The 15892-nt window shown below is 60.1% G+C and carries 14 protein-coding genes and 5 tRNA genes; 15 read left to right on the top strand and 4 right to left on the bottom strand.

The window, feature by feature from the left end; all coding sequences use genetic code 11:
* Positions 1–3 precede the first annotated feature (3 nt).
* The 11 genes from recF to typA all read left to right on the top strand — a co-directional run bounded on the left by recF (position 4) and on the right by typA (position 10872).
* Positions 4–1110, top strand: coding sequence for a DNA replication/repair protein RecF (recF, locus tag ACTQW0_RS01625; RefSeq protein WP_441566614.1), 1107 nt, complete (start codon positions 4–6; stop codon positions 1108–1110).
* On the top strand, positions 1097–1660 hold the full coding sequence (locus tag ACTQW0_RS01620) for a DciA family protein (RefSeq protein WP_427729032.1): 564 nt from the start codon (positions 1097–1099) through the stop codon (positions 1658–1660). The genes recF and ACTQW0_RS01620 overlap by 14 nt, the downstream gene beginning before the upstream one ends.
* A gap of 104 nt (positions 1661–1764) precedes the next feature.
* Entirely contained in the window at positions 1765–3795 is a 2031-nt protein-coding gene (gene gyrB / locus ACTQW0_RS01615; protein ID WP_441566612.1) for a DNA topoisomerase (ATP-hydrolyzing) subunit B, read from the top strand.
* 185 nt (positions 3796–3980) lie between these two features.
* The gene (gene gyrA, locus ACTQW0_RS01610) at positions 3981–6692 is read left to right on the top strand and encodes a DNA gyrase subunit A (RefSeq protein WP_441566650.1); all 2712 of its coding nucleotides are present in this window, start codon (positions 3981–3983) and stop codon (positions 6690–6692) included.
* A 297-nt stretch (positions 6693–6989) separates the two neighbouring features.
* Positions 6990–7066, top strand: a tRNA-Ile gene (locus ACTQW0_RS01605).
* A 67-nt stretch (positions 7067–7133) separates the two neighbouring features.
* Positions 7134–7209, top strand: a tRNA-Ala gene (locus ACTQW0_RS01600).
* 4 nt (positions 7210–7213) lie between these two features.
* Positions 7214–7290, top strand: a tRNA-Ile gene (locus ACTQW0_RS01595).
* A gap of 255 nt (positions 7291–7545) precedes the next feature.
* Positions 7546–8046, top strand: coding sequence for a bifunctional nuclease family protein (locus tag ACTQW0_RS01590; RefSeq protein WP_441042203.1), 501 nt, complete (start codon positions 7546–7548; stop codon positions 8044–8046).
* Positions 8047–8436 (top strand): hypothetical protein, encoded by a 390-nt coding sequence (locus tag ACTQW0_RS01585; protein ID WP_441566610.1) that lies wholly within the window; start codon positions 8047–8049, stop codon positions 8434–8436.
* Positions 8437–8466: 30 nt separating this feature from the next.
* Complete coding sequence (locus ACTQW0_RS01580) at positions 8467–8916, top strand: hypothetical protein (RefSeq protein ID WP_154516767.1); 450 nt, start codon at positions 8467–8469, stop codon at positions 8914–8916.
* A gap of 117 nt (positions 8917–9033) precedes the next feature.
* On the top strand, positions 9034–10872 hold the full coding sequence (typA, locus tag ACTQW0_RS01575) for a translational GTPase TypA (protein ID WP_441032650.1): 1839 nt from the start codon (positions 9034–9036) through the stop codon (positions 10870–10872).
* 104 nt (positions 10873–10976) lie between these two features.
* Here typA and ACTQW0_RS01570 read toward each other — a convergent pair whose 3' ends face one another.
* The 4 genes from ACTQW0_RS01570 to ACTQW0_RS01555 form a co-directional block, all read right to left on the bottom strand.
* Complete coding sequence (locus ACTQW0_RS01570) at positions 10977–12122, bottom strand: polymer-forming cytoskeletal protein (RefSeq protein WP_441566608.1); 1146 nt, start codon at positions 12120–12122, stop codon at positions 10977–10979.
* Positions 12123–12306: 184 nt separating this feature from the next.
* A complete protein-coding gene (locus tag ACTQW0_RS01565) occupies positions 12307–12996 on the bottom strand; it encodes a trimeric intracellular cation channel family protein (RefSeq protein WP_441566606.1) in 690 nt (229 codons plus the stop codon).
* 300 nt (positions 12997–13296) lie between these two features.
* A tRNA-Ser gene (locus ACTQW0_RS01560) sits at positions 13297–13387 on the bottom strand.
* Between the two features lie 48 nt (positions 13388–13435).
* Positions 13436–13526 (bottom strand) — tRNA-Ser (locus tag ACTQW0_RS01555).
* Between the two features lie 493 nt (positions 13527–14019).
* Between ACTQW0_RS01555 and rpsF the strand changes: the two genes are divergently transcribed.
* The 4 genes from rpsF to rplI all read left to right on the top strand — a co-directional run bounded on the left by rpsF (position 14020) and on the right by rplI (position 15708).
* The gene (gene rpsF / locus ACTQW0_RS01550; protein WP_006235831.1) at positions 14020–14313 is read left to right on the top strand and encodes a 30S ribosomal protein S6; all 294 of its coding nucleotides are present in this window, start codon (positions 14020–14022) and stop codon (positions 14311–14313) included.
* A 48-nt stretch (positions 14314–14361) separates the two neighbouring features.
* A complete protein-coding gene (locus ACTQW0_RS01545; RefSeq protein WP_006235830.1) occupies positions 14362–14814 on the top strand; it encodes a single-stranded DNA-binding protein in 453 nt (150 codons plus the stop codon).
* 72 nt (positions 14815–14886) lie between these two features.
* A complete protein-coding gene (gene rpsR, locus ACTQW0_RS01540) occupies positions 14887–15153 on the top strand; it encodes a 30S ribosomal protein S18 (protein ID WP_006235829.1) in 267 nt (88 codons plus the stop codon).
* A gap of 15 nt (positions 15154–15168) precedes the next feature.
* On the top strand, positions 15169–15708 hold the full coding sequence (rplI, locus tag ACTQW0_RS01535) for a 50S ribosomal protein L9 (RefSeq protein ID WP_154516756.1): 540 nt from the start codon (positions 15169–15171) through the stop codon (positions 15706–15708).
* The last annotated feature ends 184 nt before the right edge of the window (positions 15709–15892 follow it).

The raw sequence follows: 15892 nt of genomic DNA, 5'->3' as shown, positions 1-15892 counted from the left end.
CCTATGGCCATGTTCGCCCGCGATCTTTCCGTCGCGCGCTACCGCAGCTTCGATAGCTATCGCCTGGAACTGAGCGAGGGCGTGACGGTGCTCGCGGGGCCCAACGCGGCGGGAAAGACCAACCTCATAGAGGCGCTGCAGCTGCTAACGAGCGGCGCCTCGTTTAGGCATTCCACTGCCGTCGAGCTTGTGCACGACGGCACGGGTTTGTGCAAGGCCGAGCTTAGGCTCGAGGGCGATGGCCGCGTGCTGGACATGGGCCTATGCGTGGAGGACGGTAAGCGTTCGTTTAGCCGCAACGGCAAGCGATGTGCCGCCTCTGGCGTGCGCGGCGTGCTGCCGAGTGTTTTGTTCTGCCCCGATCATCTGGATATGGTTAAGCGTGGTGCCAGCGTGCGTCGCGCCGCGCTCGACGACTTTGGCGTGCAGCTGAGCGCCCGCTATGCCGATCTGGCAAGCGCCTACGGCCGCTGCGTGACGCAGCGCAACGCCCTGCTCAAAGAGACATGGTGCTGTCGCGAGATGCTCGGTGCGTGGAATGAGTCGATTGCCCGCGCCGGATCGGCCCTGCTGGTGCACCGCTTGGCCTTGCTCGATCGCTTGGATGCCCACGTGCGCAATGCCTACGGGCTGGTTGCGTCCGGGGAGGAGGCCGATGTGGCCTATGCGTCCACGTTGGGGGAGCTGCCCCAGACCGATGACCGCGAGGAGCTGAGGGGCTGGGCATACGAGCACATGCTCGCGGCGCTCGACGAGCGCGCCGACGAGGAAATCCGCCGCGGCGTGACACTCGTGGGTCCGCACCGCGACGAGATTGAGTTTTCGGTCGCCGGCCGCTCGGCTCGCTCGTTTGCCAGTCAGGGTCAGCAACGTACGTTGGTTCTGGCTTGGAAGGTGGCCGAGGTGGCCGTAGCCCGCGATATTCTGGGTACCGCCCCGCTGCTGCTTTTGGATGACGTGATGAGCGAGCTCGACGGCGATCGCCGCGCCGCTTTTTTGCAGCTGATCGGCGACGACATCCAGACAGTCATAACCACCACCAATTTGGGATACTTTACCGATGAGTTACTTGATCGAGCCAAGGTGGTGAGCATGGGTGAGGCATGCTAATTACGAGCGTGAGAACGGCACGGCTGCCTTCAGTGACTTTTTGGGTGCCGAGCGCCAGCGCATCTTGGCGTCGGCTACGCCCGAGCGTCGTGCGCAAATGGAGGCCGCCGAGGAATCGCGCGCGGTCTACCGTGCTTGGAACGCGGTGTGCTCGGGCACGCGCGAGGGCCGGCACGTGACGGGGCTGCGTTATCTTCCCGAGTCCAACGAGCTGCTGGTGTATCTCGATTCGCCCTCGTGGACACAGGAGATGACACTTTTGCGCGAGATAATCCGCGCACGCATGGAGCGTGCCGGCGCGCATGTGGATGGCCTGGTATTTAAGACGACCCGCCCCGGCCACACGCCGCCCGCGGCAAAAGAGCGCCTGCGCCCGGTCGCGCCCGAGCGCCCGCCCGCGCCGCATGCCGACCTGAATGAAGCCGAGCGTGCCGAGATCGAGCGCCAGGTGTCGCCCATCGAAGACCAAAAACTGCGTGAGGCCCTCCAGAACGCCATGAGGGCCAGTGCCGAGTGGGCCAAGGGCGTGCAAAGCAAAAAAGAGTCTTAAATCGCATCTGGTGGCCTTGTATAGGCAAATACCCTCGTCCCCGAGGGTATTTTTTACGATAAAATAGTAAGGCTATACAGATTTTCTTAACCGAAGGAGGACGTGTGGCAAACGAAAACGATTACGATGGCGGCGAAATTAAGATCCTCGAGGGTCTCGAAGCCGTCCGTAAGCGCCCGGGCATGTATATCGGCTCGACGAGCGCCAGCGGTCTGCACCACCTGGTGTGGGAGATCGTTGACAACTCCGTCGACGAGGCCATGGCCGGTTTCTGCACCGAGATTCAGGTGACGGTCCACGCCGACAACTCCATTACGGTCGTCGATAACGGGCGCGGCATCCCCGTCGACGAGCACCCTGTCAAAAAGATTCCGACGCTCGAGGTCGTCATGACGATCCTTCACGCCGGCGGTAAGTTCGATAACTCGGCCTATAAGGTTTCCGGCGGTCTGCACGGCGTGGGCATCTCCGTTGTCAACGCCCTGTCCAAGCGCGTGGTCGTACAGGTGCGCCGCGACGGCAATATCTACGAGATGGAATTCTCGCGCGGCAAGACCGTCAAGAAGATGGAGGTTGTGGGCACCTCGGATTCGACGGGCACCACCGTCTCCTTCTGGCCCGACGACGAGATCTTCGAGACCTGCGTCTACGATTTCGATACACTGCACAATCGTCTGCAAGAGACGGCGTTTCTCAATAAGAACCTCAAGATCGTGCTGACTGACGAGCGTGAGGCGGCTCCCCGCGTGGAGGAGTTTTGCTACGAGGGCGGCATCACCGACTTCGTCAAGTTCCTCAACGACGGCAAGGACGTCCCCGAGGCCTTTAAGGAGCCCATCTACATTGAGGGTAAATCGGACCCGGATGCGCCCGTGGCCAAGATGGGCGAGGTCGAGGTATCCCTGCAGTGGAACGCCGGTTATGGCGAGAACGTCATGTCGTTTGCCAACGACATCTACACCCCCGAGGGCGGCATGCACCTTGAGGGCTTCCGCACCGCCCTCACCCGCGTGATTAACGATTACGCCCGCAAGCAGAACCTGCTTAAGGAGAAAGAGGCCAATCTGAGCGGTGACGACGTGCGCGAGGGTCTCTCGGCCGTCATCTCGGTCAAGCTGCCCGATCCGCAGTTTGAGGGCCAGACCAAGGCCAAGCTCGGTAGTTCCTACATGCGCACGCTTACGCTTAAGATCGTGACCGACGGTCTTGCCGACTACCTTGAGGAGCACCCCAAACCCGCCCGCGAGATCGTCAAGAAGGCGCAGCAGGCCTGCAAGGCCCGCAACGCCGCCCGCAAGGCGCGCGAGGCGACCCGTCGCAAGAGCCTGCTCGAGACGGCGTCGCTGCCCGGCAAACTCGCCGACTGCTCGGTGCGCGATGCCGAGCTGACCGAGCTCTTCATCGTAGAGGGCGACTCGGCAGGCGGTTCGGCCAAGGACGGCCGTCGCCGAGACATCCAGGCGATTCTGCCCCTGCGCGGCAAGATTCTGAACGTCGAGCGCGTGGGCGACCATCGTGCGTTCTCGAGCGACACCATCCAGTCGCTGATCACCGCGATCGGTTGCGGCGTCACGACGAGCGCCGGCGACGGCGGCGACTTCGATATCACCAAGGCGCGCTACCACAAGATCATCATCATGACCGATGCAGATGTCGACGGTGCGCATATCCGCATCCTGCTGCTGACGTTCTTCTACAAGTACATGCGTCCGCTGATCGATGCCGGCTATGTCTATGTTGCCTGCCCGCCCATCTTTGGCATTAAGGTGCGCAACAAGATCCACTACGTGTATCCCAACGGCCGACAGCCCGAAGACGAGATTCTGCGCGACACCATTCAGAGCCTGGGCCTGAACCCCGACGACAACGACGAGGACGGCAAGGCCAAGGATGGCAAGATCACCAAGAAGCGCAAGGGCTATACCGTCCAGCGCTACAAGGGCCTGGGTGAGATGGACCCCAAGCAGCTTGCCTCGACGACGATGGACCCCAAGACCCGCATTTTGCAGCGCGTGACGATCGAGGATGCCGTGGTGGCGGACCGTGCCGTACGCGAGCTCATGGGTTCCGAGGTGGGCTATCGCCGCGAGTACATTGAAAAACACGCGCATGATGCACGCTTCTTAGATGCCTAACCTGTTCGGCTTTCCCAGCCACCGCACCTTCGCCCTCAATCGTCGGTTGCGTACCCAAGTACGCTTCCCTCCTCTTTCGGGCGAATCTGCGGCACCTGGAAAAGCCGTCTCCGTGGTAGGGAACTAATGGACCACGCAAACCATGAGGAGGTAACGTGGCAGACGATATCAACAACAACGAGGGTATGGACGAGGCCGGCGACGCCGGTATGCCCGATGATCTGAAGCGCCTGCTCGCCCGCGCCGAGCAGGGCGAGGACGGCGATCCGGATTCCTACAACCCCGATGTCGAGGATGAAGAGGAAGAGGATGACGACGCCGAGCTCGAAGAGAGCTTTGGCGCGGTCGATCGCGGCGCCTCGGCCGGCGAGGACATCAACGGCGGCCAGCTCCAGATTTCGGAGTTTGGCCGCGAGATGAAGCAGTCGTTTATCGAGTACTCGATGTCGGTCATTACGGCACGCGCCCTGCCGGACGTGCGCGACGGCTTAAAGCCGGTGCACCGCCGCATCCTGTACGCCATGAACGAGAGCGGCATCTACCCCAACCGCCCGCACAAGAAGTCGGCCTGGACGGTCGGCGAAGTTATCGGTAAGTACCACCCCCACGGCGACTCCGCGGTCTATGAGACCATGGTTCGTCTGGCGCAGTGGTTCTCCATGCGCACGCCGCTTATCGACGGCCACGGCAACTTTGGCAACATCGACGGCGACGGTGCCGCAGCTATGCGTTACACCGAGAGCCGTCTGGCAAAGCCCGCCATGGAGCTGCTCCGCGACCTGCAGAAGGATACCGTCGACTGGCAGCCCAACTACGACGAGTCGCTCGCCGAGCCCGTGGTACTGCCCGCACGCTTCCCCAACCTGCTGGTTAACGGCAGCCAAGGCATCGCTGTAGGCATGGCCACCAATATCGCCCCGCATAACCTCACCGAGGCGATCGAGGCCACCTGCTACCTGATCGACAACCCCGACGCCACCGTCGACGAGCTCATGCAGATTATGCCCGGCCCGGACTTTCCCACCGGTGCCATCATCATGGGTAGTGCCGGCATTAGGCAGAGCTACGAGACCGGCCGCGGTTCGATCACCGTGCGCGCCAAGGCCCATGTGGAGTCCACCAAGACCGGCCGCAGCCGCCTGGTCTTTACCGAGATTCCCTACATGGTCAACAAGGGCACCCTGCAGGAGAAAATCGCCCAGCTCGTAAACGACAAGCGCATCGAGGGCATCTCGGATATGCGCGACGAGTCCAACCAAAAGGGCATCCGTCTGGTCATTGAGCTCAAGAAGGGCGTTATCCCGCAGGTCGTACTTAACAACCTGTATAAGTACACCTCGCTGCAGACCACCTTTGGTGCCAACAACCTGGCACTCGTCAATGGCGTTCCTAAATGCCTGAGCCTGCGCGAGATGCTGCAGCACTACATCGACCACCAGGTCGACGTAGTCACCCGCCGCACCCACTTTGACCTTAAAAAGGCCCAGGCCCGTGCACATATCCTTGAGGGCTACCTTATGGCCCTCGACCATATCGACGAGGTCATTAGCATCATTCGCTCCTCGCAGACCGATGCCGAGGCCAGCAGCCGGCTGATTGAGCGTTTTGGCTTTACGCCCGAGCAGACCACGGCCATCCTCGAGATGAAGCTGCGTCGCCTGACCGGCCTGGAGCGCGACAAGATCCAGGAAGAGCTGGACGGCCTGCGCCGTGCTATCGCCTACTACGAGGACCTGCTGACGCACGAGGAGAAGATTCTGGGCGTCATCAAGGAAGAGATGCGCGAGATCTCCAAGAAGTTTGGCGACAAGCGCCGTACCGAGATCAGCCAGGTCGAGAAGGATCTGGACGTCGAGGACCTCATCGCCGACGAGGACATGGTCGTGACGATCACCCACACCGGCTATGTGAAGCGTATCCCGGTGGCCGCTTACCGCGCCCAGAAGCGCGGCGGCAAGGGCGTGTCGGGCGTCAACCTTAAAGAGGACGACGTTATTGACGAGATGTTTATCGCTTCCACCCACGAGTATGTGCTGTTCTTCTCGAGCAAGGGCAAGGTCTACCGTCTGAAGGTGCACGAGCTGCCGGTTGGTACGCGCCAGGCACGCGGCACCGCAATCGTCAACCTGCTTCCCTTCGAGGAGGGCGAGAAGATCGCGAGCGTCATTAGCTGTCGTGAGTTCCCCGCCGATGAGTACCTGATGTTTGCCACCAAGAACGGCATGGTCAAGAAGACCGTGATGAGCGCCTATGATCGCAGCCGCCGCGATGGCCTCATCGCCATCAATCTGAGGGACGACGACGCGCTGCTCGCCGTGCGCCGCGTACGCGAGGGCGACAAGATCATCATGGCCACCACTGCGGGCAAGGCGATCATGTTCCCCGAGGACCAGGTTCGCGCTACCGGCCGCGACACCAGCGGTGTCCGCGGCATTGGCATGAAGGACGGCGTGAGTGTCTTGGGCATGGAGGTCACCAACGGCGAGGGTGACCTGTTTGTCATTACCGAGTGCGGCTACGGCAAGCGCACGCCGGTCTCGGATTATCCGGAGCAAAACCGCGGCGGCCAGGGTGTCTACACCATCCAAATGACCGAGCGCAAGGGCAACCTTGCGGCCATGAAGGCGGTCGGCCCGCAGCATGAGCTGTTTATCGTGACGGAGGGCGCGACGGTCATTCGCGTCAAGACCGACGAGATCAGCCAGACCGGTCGAACCACGCAGGGTGTCAAGATGATGACCGTAAGCGATGACGACCGCGTGTGCGCCGTTGCCCGCATGACGGCCGCCGAAGAGAAGCCCGAGGGCGAAAGTGCCGAGACCGCAGACGTCACCGAAGAGGCCCCAGTCGACCCAGGCCACGGCAACGACATACCAGAAGATCTCCTAGACGAGTAAGAGGACCTAGCTGGTAAAAATCATCAGACCCCATATATCGGCGGTCGGCGCACTGCGCGCCGACCGCTTTTTTGAAAACCTTGGGACCCCATGGTCGCTGGGCTGGCGAGATAGTGTTGGTTTGTCGCGAGTTCCGCACGCAAAGAAGGCCACTTAATGTGGCCTTCGTCTTGCGCAGGACTGCCCGAGCAGCAAACCAACACTATCTCGCCAGCCCAGCGACCACCCCTCCCAAAGATTTTCAAAAAAGTTGTTGACGCGCGCGTAACGACTCGTCTAATATATCCCTTGCGCGATGGACCTGTAGCTCAGTTGGTTAGAGCGTCCGGCTGATAACCGGGAGGTCACAAGTTCGAATCTTGTCAGGTCCACCACTTTCTTTCGCAATAAACACCCCAGCGAGAGCCGAGTCGCCGCTGGGGTGTTTATTACTGTCTCCGTGGGGGTTTAGCTCAGCTGGGAGAGCGCGGGCTTTGCAAGCCTGAGGTCAGGGGTTCGATCCCCCTAACCTCCACCATGATGGACCTGTAGCTCAGTTGGTTAGAGCGTCCGGCTGATAACCGGGAGGTCACAAGTTCGAATCTTGTCAGGTCCACCATCAAAACGTTAAGAGCCCTGGGGCATTGCCTCGGGGCTTTTTTCTTACCCGTTGGAGCAGTTAATTTGGGACGGGGCTTTTTTGGCTACCCTGTTCTGCGCAGCCTCAGTTTCTAGACCTGCCGCTGGGTAGCTAAAAAAGCCCCGTCCCAAATTAACTACTTTGATTTTGTGTGCTGGGCGAAAGATTGGGTAGTATAGCTATTCAATGCGGCGACCCTGCCGTGTGTTAACCGCTACGTACCGGAGGTGTTCCATGGTTCGTGTCGACATAGAGACCATCGTCATGGCCGCCGGTCCCGTGCCATCGCTGATCGTCTTGCGCGAGCGTTGCCGTAAGTCGGATTCGTCCGCGCCGCTGCGCTCTCTTTCCATCCAGACCGGTTCCTACGAGGCAGCGGCCATCAGCCGCGGTATCGATACCGGCCGCACCGATCGCCCCATCACCCACGATCTTTTGCTCGATACCATCGAAGTGGTGGGAGCGAAGATCGAGCGTATCGAGATCGTGCGCGCCGAGCCGCCGGTGTTCTACGCGACGGTCGTCGTGCACACCGATAGGGGCGAGCATATGCTTGACGCGCGACCGAGCGACGCTATCGCCCTTGCCGTGCGCAGCAATGCCCCCATGTTTGTGGAGGACGACATCATGAATCGCTTGGGCACCGTCTCTCCGCTTGCCGACGAGGTTGACGACGAGAGTGAGTTCGAGAAGTTTGACGAGTTTGTCCACACGCTCTCGCCCGATGATTTCTAAATGTCGGTTGAGCACGATGCACGGCGAGCGCTGATGGGCACCAGTGTGTCGACCGAAGCAGCCGCTATCGCGCGTGAGGCCCATATGCGCGCCGAGGCATTTGAGGCCGCGCGCATTGCGTATGTGACGCAGGCTCGCACCCTTCGCGAGCGCCGTGACTCCTATATCAAGATGGTTGTTGTCTCCGCGCTTGCCGCGGTAATCTTGTCGCGGCTTCGTGGTACAGTTGGTGCGCTTGGGTTTTCGATTTCGACGGGCCTGGTGATCTGGGGCGTGGTCGATGCGGTAATGCTGACCAGCCAGATCAAGGTGCTCGACAAGCGCGCGGCGGATATGGTTCGCGCCCGTGACGCTGCCGCCAGAATCGCGGCCGAGGCACAGGAGTTATAACGACGCCGGATGCGATGGGAAGGTCAAAAGATGGCACAGGATATGCAGGACGCCGGTAACGTCTCCGCCGAGCTCGACGCCATGGTGTGCGATCTGATCGGTGCGTTTTTGGACGACCTTGCCGCCGGTGAAAACCCGGGCGTTGTCGTGGCGATCGAGGATGCCGCCTCCAACCGCTATCTTGCGGCTCTCGACGAGGACGGTGAGGAGGCATGCCTGGAGGCTGCCACCAACTTTATCTCCGAGCACAAGATGGGTCTCAAGGACGAAGGCCTGGGCCGCATCGCCCGCTATGCCATCGGCTACACCGGCTGTGTGGAGATCGAGGGCGGATATCACGACGCTTTGCTCGTTAGCTTCTTCGAGACCACGCTCGAGAGCGGTTTTTCGGCATATGTGCTGTACGAGGGCATGGGCGCCGGCGATGGTTTTATGTGGAGCGACCCTGAACCTGCAGGTGAGGAAACCCCTCTCATCTAGAATCGCTAAAATAAACGAGTTTTCGGTAAAAGGCTCAATATTCCCGCCGAGCGTTGTGTTGCTGGACGGGTCGCATACGCGTGCCGTGTGTATATAGATAGAAGATAGGGGAACTACATGCGCGTAGACAATCTGAGGAACATCGCCATTATCGCCCACGTCGACCACGGTAAGACGACGATGGTCGACAAGCTCCTGCGTGCCACGGACGCCTTCCGTGCCAACCAGCAGGTCGAGGATCGCGTCCTGGACTCCAACGACCAGGAGCGCGAGCGCGGCATCACGATTCTCGCCAAGAACATCTCTATCGAGTACAAGGACGTTAAGATCAACGTCATCGACACCCCGGGCCACGCCGACTTTGGCGGTGAGGTCGAGCGCGTGCTGCGCATGGCCGACGGCGCCCTGCTGCTGGTCGACGCCTTTGAGGGCCCCATGCCCCAGACCCGCTTTGTCCTACGTCACGCCATCGACACCGGCCTTAAGATCATGATCGTCATCAACAAGATCGACCGTCCGGGCGCCAACCCCGAGAAGGCCTATAACGACTGTCTGGACCTTATGGCCGACCTGGGCGCCACCGACGACCAGCTCGAGTTTGCCATGGAGCACGTGGTCTATGCCAGCGCCATGAATGGCTTTGCCCGCCTTGACCCCAACGACGGCAACATGGACATGTACCCGCTGCTCGACATGATCATCGACGACATGCCCGCGCCCGAGGTTGACGAGACCGCGCCGCTCGCTATGCAGTGCGTGACCATCGACCACTCCAACTTTGTCGGCCGCATCGGCATTGGCCGTGTGTACTCCGGCAGCATTCGCCAGGGCGATCAGATCCTGGTCGTCAAGAACGACGGTTCCAGCGCCACCGCTACCGTCAAGCAGCTCTTTACCTTCGACTACCTGGGCCGCACCGAGTGCCAGGAAGTCGGCGCCGGCGACATTGCCGCCGTCGTGGGTATCGAGCGCACCGACATCGGCGATGTCTACACCGATCCCGAGAACCCCGTCGAGCTCGAGCCTATCGAGATCGATCCGCCGACCCTGTCCATCGTCTTTGAGGCCTCGACCTCTCCGCTCGTCGGCCGCGATGGCGACATTGTGGGCGCTCGTCAGCTCAAGGAGCGCCTATTCAATGAGGCCGAGAACAATGTGACCATGAAGATCGAGGAGCTCGAGGACAAGAGCGGCGTCGAGGTCTCGGGCCGCGGCATTCTGCACCTGTCCGTCCTGATGGAGTCCATGCGTCGCGAGGGCTTTGAGTTCCAGGTCGGCCGTCCCCGCGTTCTGTTTAAGAAGGATGAGAACGGCAACAAGATGGAGCCCGTCGAGCAAGCTGTCGTCGAGTGCCCGGACGAGTACTCGGGCAAGGTCGTCGAGGTCTTTGGCACCTCTGGCGGCATTATGACCAGCATGGACACCTCGGGCATCGTGACGCACCTTGAGTTTAAGATCCCGACCCGCGGCATCATGGGCCTTAAGAACCGCATCATGAACGTCACTCACGGCGAGGGCGTGTTCTATCACACCTTCCTGGAGTACGGTCCCTACGCCGGCGAGATCGGCAACCGTCAGAACGGCGCCATGATCTCCATGACCACCGAGAAGGCCGTTGCCTACGCTCTGGGCACGCTGCAGGAGCGCGGCCAGCTGTTTGTTGAGCCGGGTGTCGAGTGCTACGAGGGCATGATCGTGGGCGAGCGCAGCAAGGCCGGCGACATGGTCGTCAACATCGCCCGTACCAAGAACCTGGGCAACCAGCGTTCCTCGACCTCCGATATCTCCGTGCAGCTGGTGCCGCCTCGCACCTTCTCGCTGGAGGAGGCGCTGGAGTACATCGCCGATGACGAACTGGTGGAGATCACCCCCAAGAACATCCGTCTGCGCAAGCGTCTGCTCAACGCCACCGATCGCAAGAAGGCTGCCGTTCGCGCCGGTCAGGTCAACAAATAAGCGCTGAACTCTGTAGCATTCACAAGAAAGGGCGTCGACCATCGCGGCCGGCGCCCTTTTTGTACCACCACAAAGAGGAAGGACACCTTTGCGGTGGTTGGCGGTTAGGCGGAGGGAAGGCCCGGGGTGTTGGGGGCCTTTTGCGGTTTGACGTGGGCGTTGCGCCAGATGATCTGAATGAGATAGCCCAGCATAAAGACGAAGGCTACGCCGCTGATAAAGTTGCCCATAAGGGGAAGTGCTGTAAGGGCGCCGGCGATGGCGCCGCCCACGGCGGCCATGGCGTAGCGGTTCTGGCTGTGCCCGACCATGCGTGCGACCGCGGTGCCCGCAAAGGCCGCCGAGACCAGGGCGATGCCGATGACGCCGCACATCAGGGCTCCGGCGAGCGACAGGCCGGCAATCGAGATGATGAGCAGCAAGATGGCGGGAACGGCGGCTACCGTGCCCAAAAGACCGCTCACCCACAGCGGGGCGGGGTGCTGGTGAAGCATGCCGGCCGCGCTGGCTGTTGCACGCGGAAAGACGAGCTCAAGGAGAATCGCGACAAAGCAGGTGGAAAGAGCTGCGGCAACGATGCCGCCGATGACGTCGTTGACGGTGGAGGTGTCCTCGTTCTCGGTGCGGTCGATCTTGAGGGCTCCCACTTTGGCGCCGTCGGCGCGTTCGGGGTCCTGTGAGACATGAGCGTTTACGGTACCGGTGATGTTGGCGTTTTTGCCGAGCACTAGCTTGTCGGCCCAGACCTCAACATCGCCATCGACAGTGCCGTCGATGGTTACCGTACTGCCCGCGAGCACTGCCGACTTGGCGGAGCCGCGCAGGGCAACCGTCTCACCTGCGGCATAGAAGCAATTGGCGGTACTGCCGGAGTTAAGTACGACGTGCTGAGCGGCAACTGTCACGCTTCCATCAATGGTGGTCTTGGCGATATCGATGGTGCGCGCCGCCAGGCGAACGGCGCCGCCTACGGTGCAGTCGCGAATCGACAGGCTTTCGCCGGCGGCGATGATATCGCGGTCGATGGAAGCGTCGTCCAGGCTAAGGCTTTGACCGGCCCAGTACAGATCGCCCCCGACGCCGGATGGACTGGAATCCCCGTCGGACACGAAAACATTGCCCGCGGTGTCGGTGCCGGCGAATGCCATGGAAGGCAGCGCGGTAAACGCCAGCGCGATAAGCGCGAAGGCCATAATCAGCCGCCCGCGCATGTTGTGATGTTGCGCCGCCGCGGGTTGGTTGTGAGGCATGGTGAATCCTTTGCTTGGTGATTTGCATACGCCCAATATGGTACCCATTGCGCCTTCGCTCTAAAAGAAACTCGCGGTTGCAGTATTCTGCATGGGCAATTGCCTACGTAAGGTGTCGTGGGATATCGGGCCTGCGGCCGGTTGTGGATAGGCTGTCACCTTGCGACGGGCCGGGCCGTGCTATCTATTTTTTACGATGTAGAAAACGCGCGATATCGTCCTCGGTGGGGCTTTTGATGTCAAAGCGCAGCGAGAGCCAGCGCAGGCCCATGGTCACTGCGACGCAAACGACCAGCGCGACGACATTGCTGACCAAGCCGCTCATGACAAGGCAAACATAGCTTGCCGATCCAGCGATAGCCGCGATGGCATAGAAGTTGGTGCGCTGGAAAATACCCGGCACCACGCCCATAAAACCATCGCGCAGCATGCCGCCGCCTACCGCGGTAAAAAAGCCCATCATGATGCACACGACCGGTGCAAATCCGTACACGAGCGCCTTATCTGCGCCGGTTGCCGCATAAATACCCACCGAGATGATGTCGAGCAGGGGGATGAGCTTGTCGGGCTTGTCGACGATGGCAGGGAAGATGTAGATGATGGCCGCCGTGGCGATGGACAGCGGCAGCGCCATGGGCTGGTTAAGGATGTAGACGTTGCCCACCTGGAGCGTCATATCGCGCAAAAGACCGCCGCCCAGACCGCAGACCACGGCGAGCGCGACGGCGCCCACCAGATCGAGTTTGTGCTCGCGCGCAACCAGTACACCCGAAATTGACGCCGCGACGACAGCGAACATCTCGAGCCAAAACGGGATGGCAACCATGGCATCCGAGGCGTGTGCGGTAACGATTGCAGTGGCGATGACGGGCAAGGTGGGTTCCTTTGGGTAGTTGGATTGGAAAATGCCCGTACATAGTACATGGTTGTGGGAGGTCGTGACCCCATTGCTCGGTAAACGGTCGGGACTGGGTGCGGTCACAGGTTCCAAACATGTACATCAGCCTCCAAAAACGTCATTTTTTGACATCTTTGGAGGGTGATGTACATGTTTGGAGATCTGGGTTGGTGGTGAACGCCCTGGCGGGTTCGAACCCCTCCTCCGCCGCCGTATTTGTTTGTAAGGGACTCAAAACAAAAAAGCTCCCTTTGTTGGGAGCTTTATCAACCAAAATGGCGGAGGAGGAGGGATTCGAACCCTCGTGACCTTATACAGGCCAAACGGTTTTCGAGACCGCCGCATTCAACCACTCTGCCACCCCTCCGCGTGGGGTAAAAACAAAGCAGGCACAAAGGCCTGCTTTGGAATTAACTGGCGGAGAGTCAGGGATTTGAACCCTGGAGACGCTTTTGACGCCTACACGATTTCCAATCGTGCTCCTTCGGCCACTCGGACAACTCTCCGTTAAATGCGAAAGTCAGTATACACGAGGAATCGCAAAGTGCAAACCAAAAACTTGGCATTTTTTAAATTGCATCGCTCCGTCGTTTGCCCAACCGTGTCGAAACCAATCGATGACCTGCGTAATCGGCCCAGGCGAACTGTTCAAATGAGGTAGTTACGGACGGTCGGGAATCAAGTTTAATAATTCAATATGTCGCGTTGTACCGCTGGTATGCATTTTGCGACCGCAGCCATGTTGCGAGCGACTTGCGGTTATCTGGCAGAAAGTCGGCATGCACCCGCCCTTGTCCTCAAATCCGTCAAGCTCTTGGACAGCATTTGGTTGGAATACGCAAGAAAGGCCGTGCGAGTATGGACATATGTGGAGGTCATGAGGTTGTAGCTGCATATTCTTGCAGCCTGGGAGGTTGAAAGATACTATTACCAAGTCTTTTCCTGCTTCAGGCGCACCTTCACGACCTGAAGCCACATTTGTCCAGAGGAGGTGACAATATGAAGGCTTATGAACTGCTGTTCTTTGTTGACCCGTCGCTCGACCCCGAGACTCGTCTCGCTGTTATGAAGCGTATCGATACCACGATCGCTGAGGGCGCTGGCAAGGTCGACTCCGTTGACGAGTGGGGCAAGCGCAAGCTCGCCTACGAGATCAACGACCTCACCGATGGTGACTACACCCTCATCAACTTCCACGCAGATCCTACCCAGATCGCCGAGCTTGATCGCGTCCTGCGCATCACCGACGCTGTGGTCCGCCACATGATCGTCCGTCGCGACGACCAGGAGTAAGACTGTCGTTTTGGACTGGGCTTGTGCCCCAAGAGGAAGTAGTGAGTAATGAGCATCAATCGAGTGAACATCACCGGTAACCTCACCCGCGATCCCGAGCTGCGCGCCACTGCCGGCGGAACCCAGGTTCTGTCCTTTGGCGTCGCCGTGAACGATCGCCGCCGCAATGCGCAGACTGGCGAGTGGGAGGACTATCCCAACTTTGTCGACTGCACTATGTTCGGCACCCGCGCCGAGGCCGTGAGCCGTTTCCTGGCAAAGGGAAACAAGGTCGCGATCGAGGGCAAGCTGCGCTACAGCTCTTGGGAGCGCGACGGTCAGCGCAGGAGCAAGCTTGAGGTCATCGTCGATGAGATCGAGTTTATGAGCTCCCGTGGTGGCCAGGGTGGCTACGATCAGGGCGGTTACGCCCCCGCAGCTCCCGCGCCCGCAGCACGTCCTGCCGCACCGGTGGCTACGCCGCCCGCGGTCGACGTCTACGATGAGGACATCCCGTTTTAAGGGTTGTTCACCTATTTTTGAGTGAGAGGCGGCTTCGGTTCGCCGAAGTTGCCAAATGAAAGGTATTTTGACATGGCTAATGATTTTTCTGCACGTCAGCCGCGTCGTAAGTACTGCCAGTTCTGCAAGGAGAACACTGAGTTCATCGACTATAAGGACACTCAGCTTCTCCGTAAGTACATGACCGACCGTGGCAAGATCAAGCCCCGTCGCGTCACTGGCGCTTGCACGCAGCATCAGCATGACATCGCCAACGCCATCAAGCGTGCCCGCGAGATGGCTCTCCTGCCGTACACCGTCCCCGTGGTTTCCTCTCGTGGCAACCGCGACCGCGGCTAAGAAGGGAGACGCATCATGAAGGTTATTCTTCTCGATGAGATCAAGGGCAAGGGCGGCGAGGGTGACGTCGTAGAGGTCGCTCAGGGCTACGCTGAGAACTTCCTGTTCCCCAAGAAGCTCGCTGTTGCCGCCACTAAGGGCAACCTCAAGCAGCTTGACGAGCGTCGCAACAACATCGCCAAGCGTGAGGCCGTCCGTCTGGCTACCGCCAACGAGACCAAGGCTGCCCTCGAGGGCAAGCAGGTCACCGTTGACGTCAAGGTCGGCGACGAGGGCATCCTCTTTGGCTCCGTCACCGCCGCTATGATCGCTGACGCCATCAAGGATCAGCTCGGTATGGACATCGACCGCAAGCGCGTCGAGCTCGGTAAGCCCATCAAGGTTGCCGGTGCCCACACCGTTGCCATCTCGCTGTACCGCGAGATCAAGGCCGAGGTTGTCGTTCTCGTCGGCGTTACCGCCGAGGAGCTCGCTGCCGAGGCTGAGGTCGAGGAGGCCGCTGAGGTCGCCGAGGCCGAGACCGCCGAGGTCGAGACCGAGGCTGCTGCCGAGTAGCATTTGCTGCAACGCAACAATCTTGTTCTAAGAAGGGCGCTCTGGGAGACCAGGGCGCCCTTTTATTTTTTGCGCTGGGGGAGTGTCGTGGCAGCCATTGAGATGCGGTCCCGTGTATGCGTTGTGTTAGACCGCTTTGGATACTGGGACTTTTCCTATAATCTTTCTTGCTTAGATAGCAGGC

Origin of the sequence: Collinsella sp. LCP19S3_B7 (genome assembly GCF_052121795.1) — a bacterium.
Lineage (GTDB): Bacteria > Actinomycetota > Coriobacteriia > Coriobacteriales > Coriobacteriaceae > Collinsella.
This window is presented reverse-complemented; position numbering and strand designations above follow the sequence as displayed.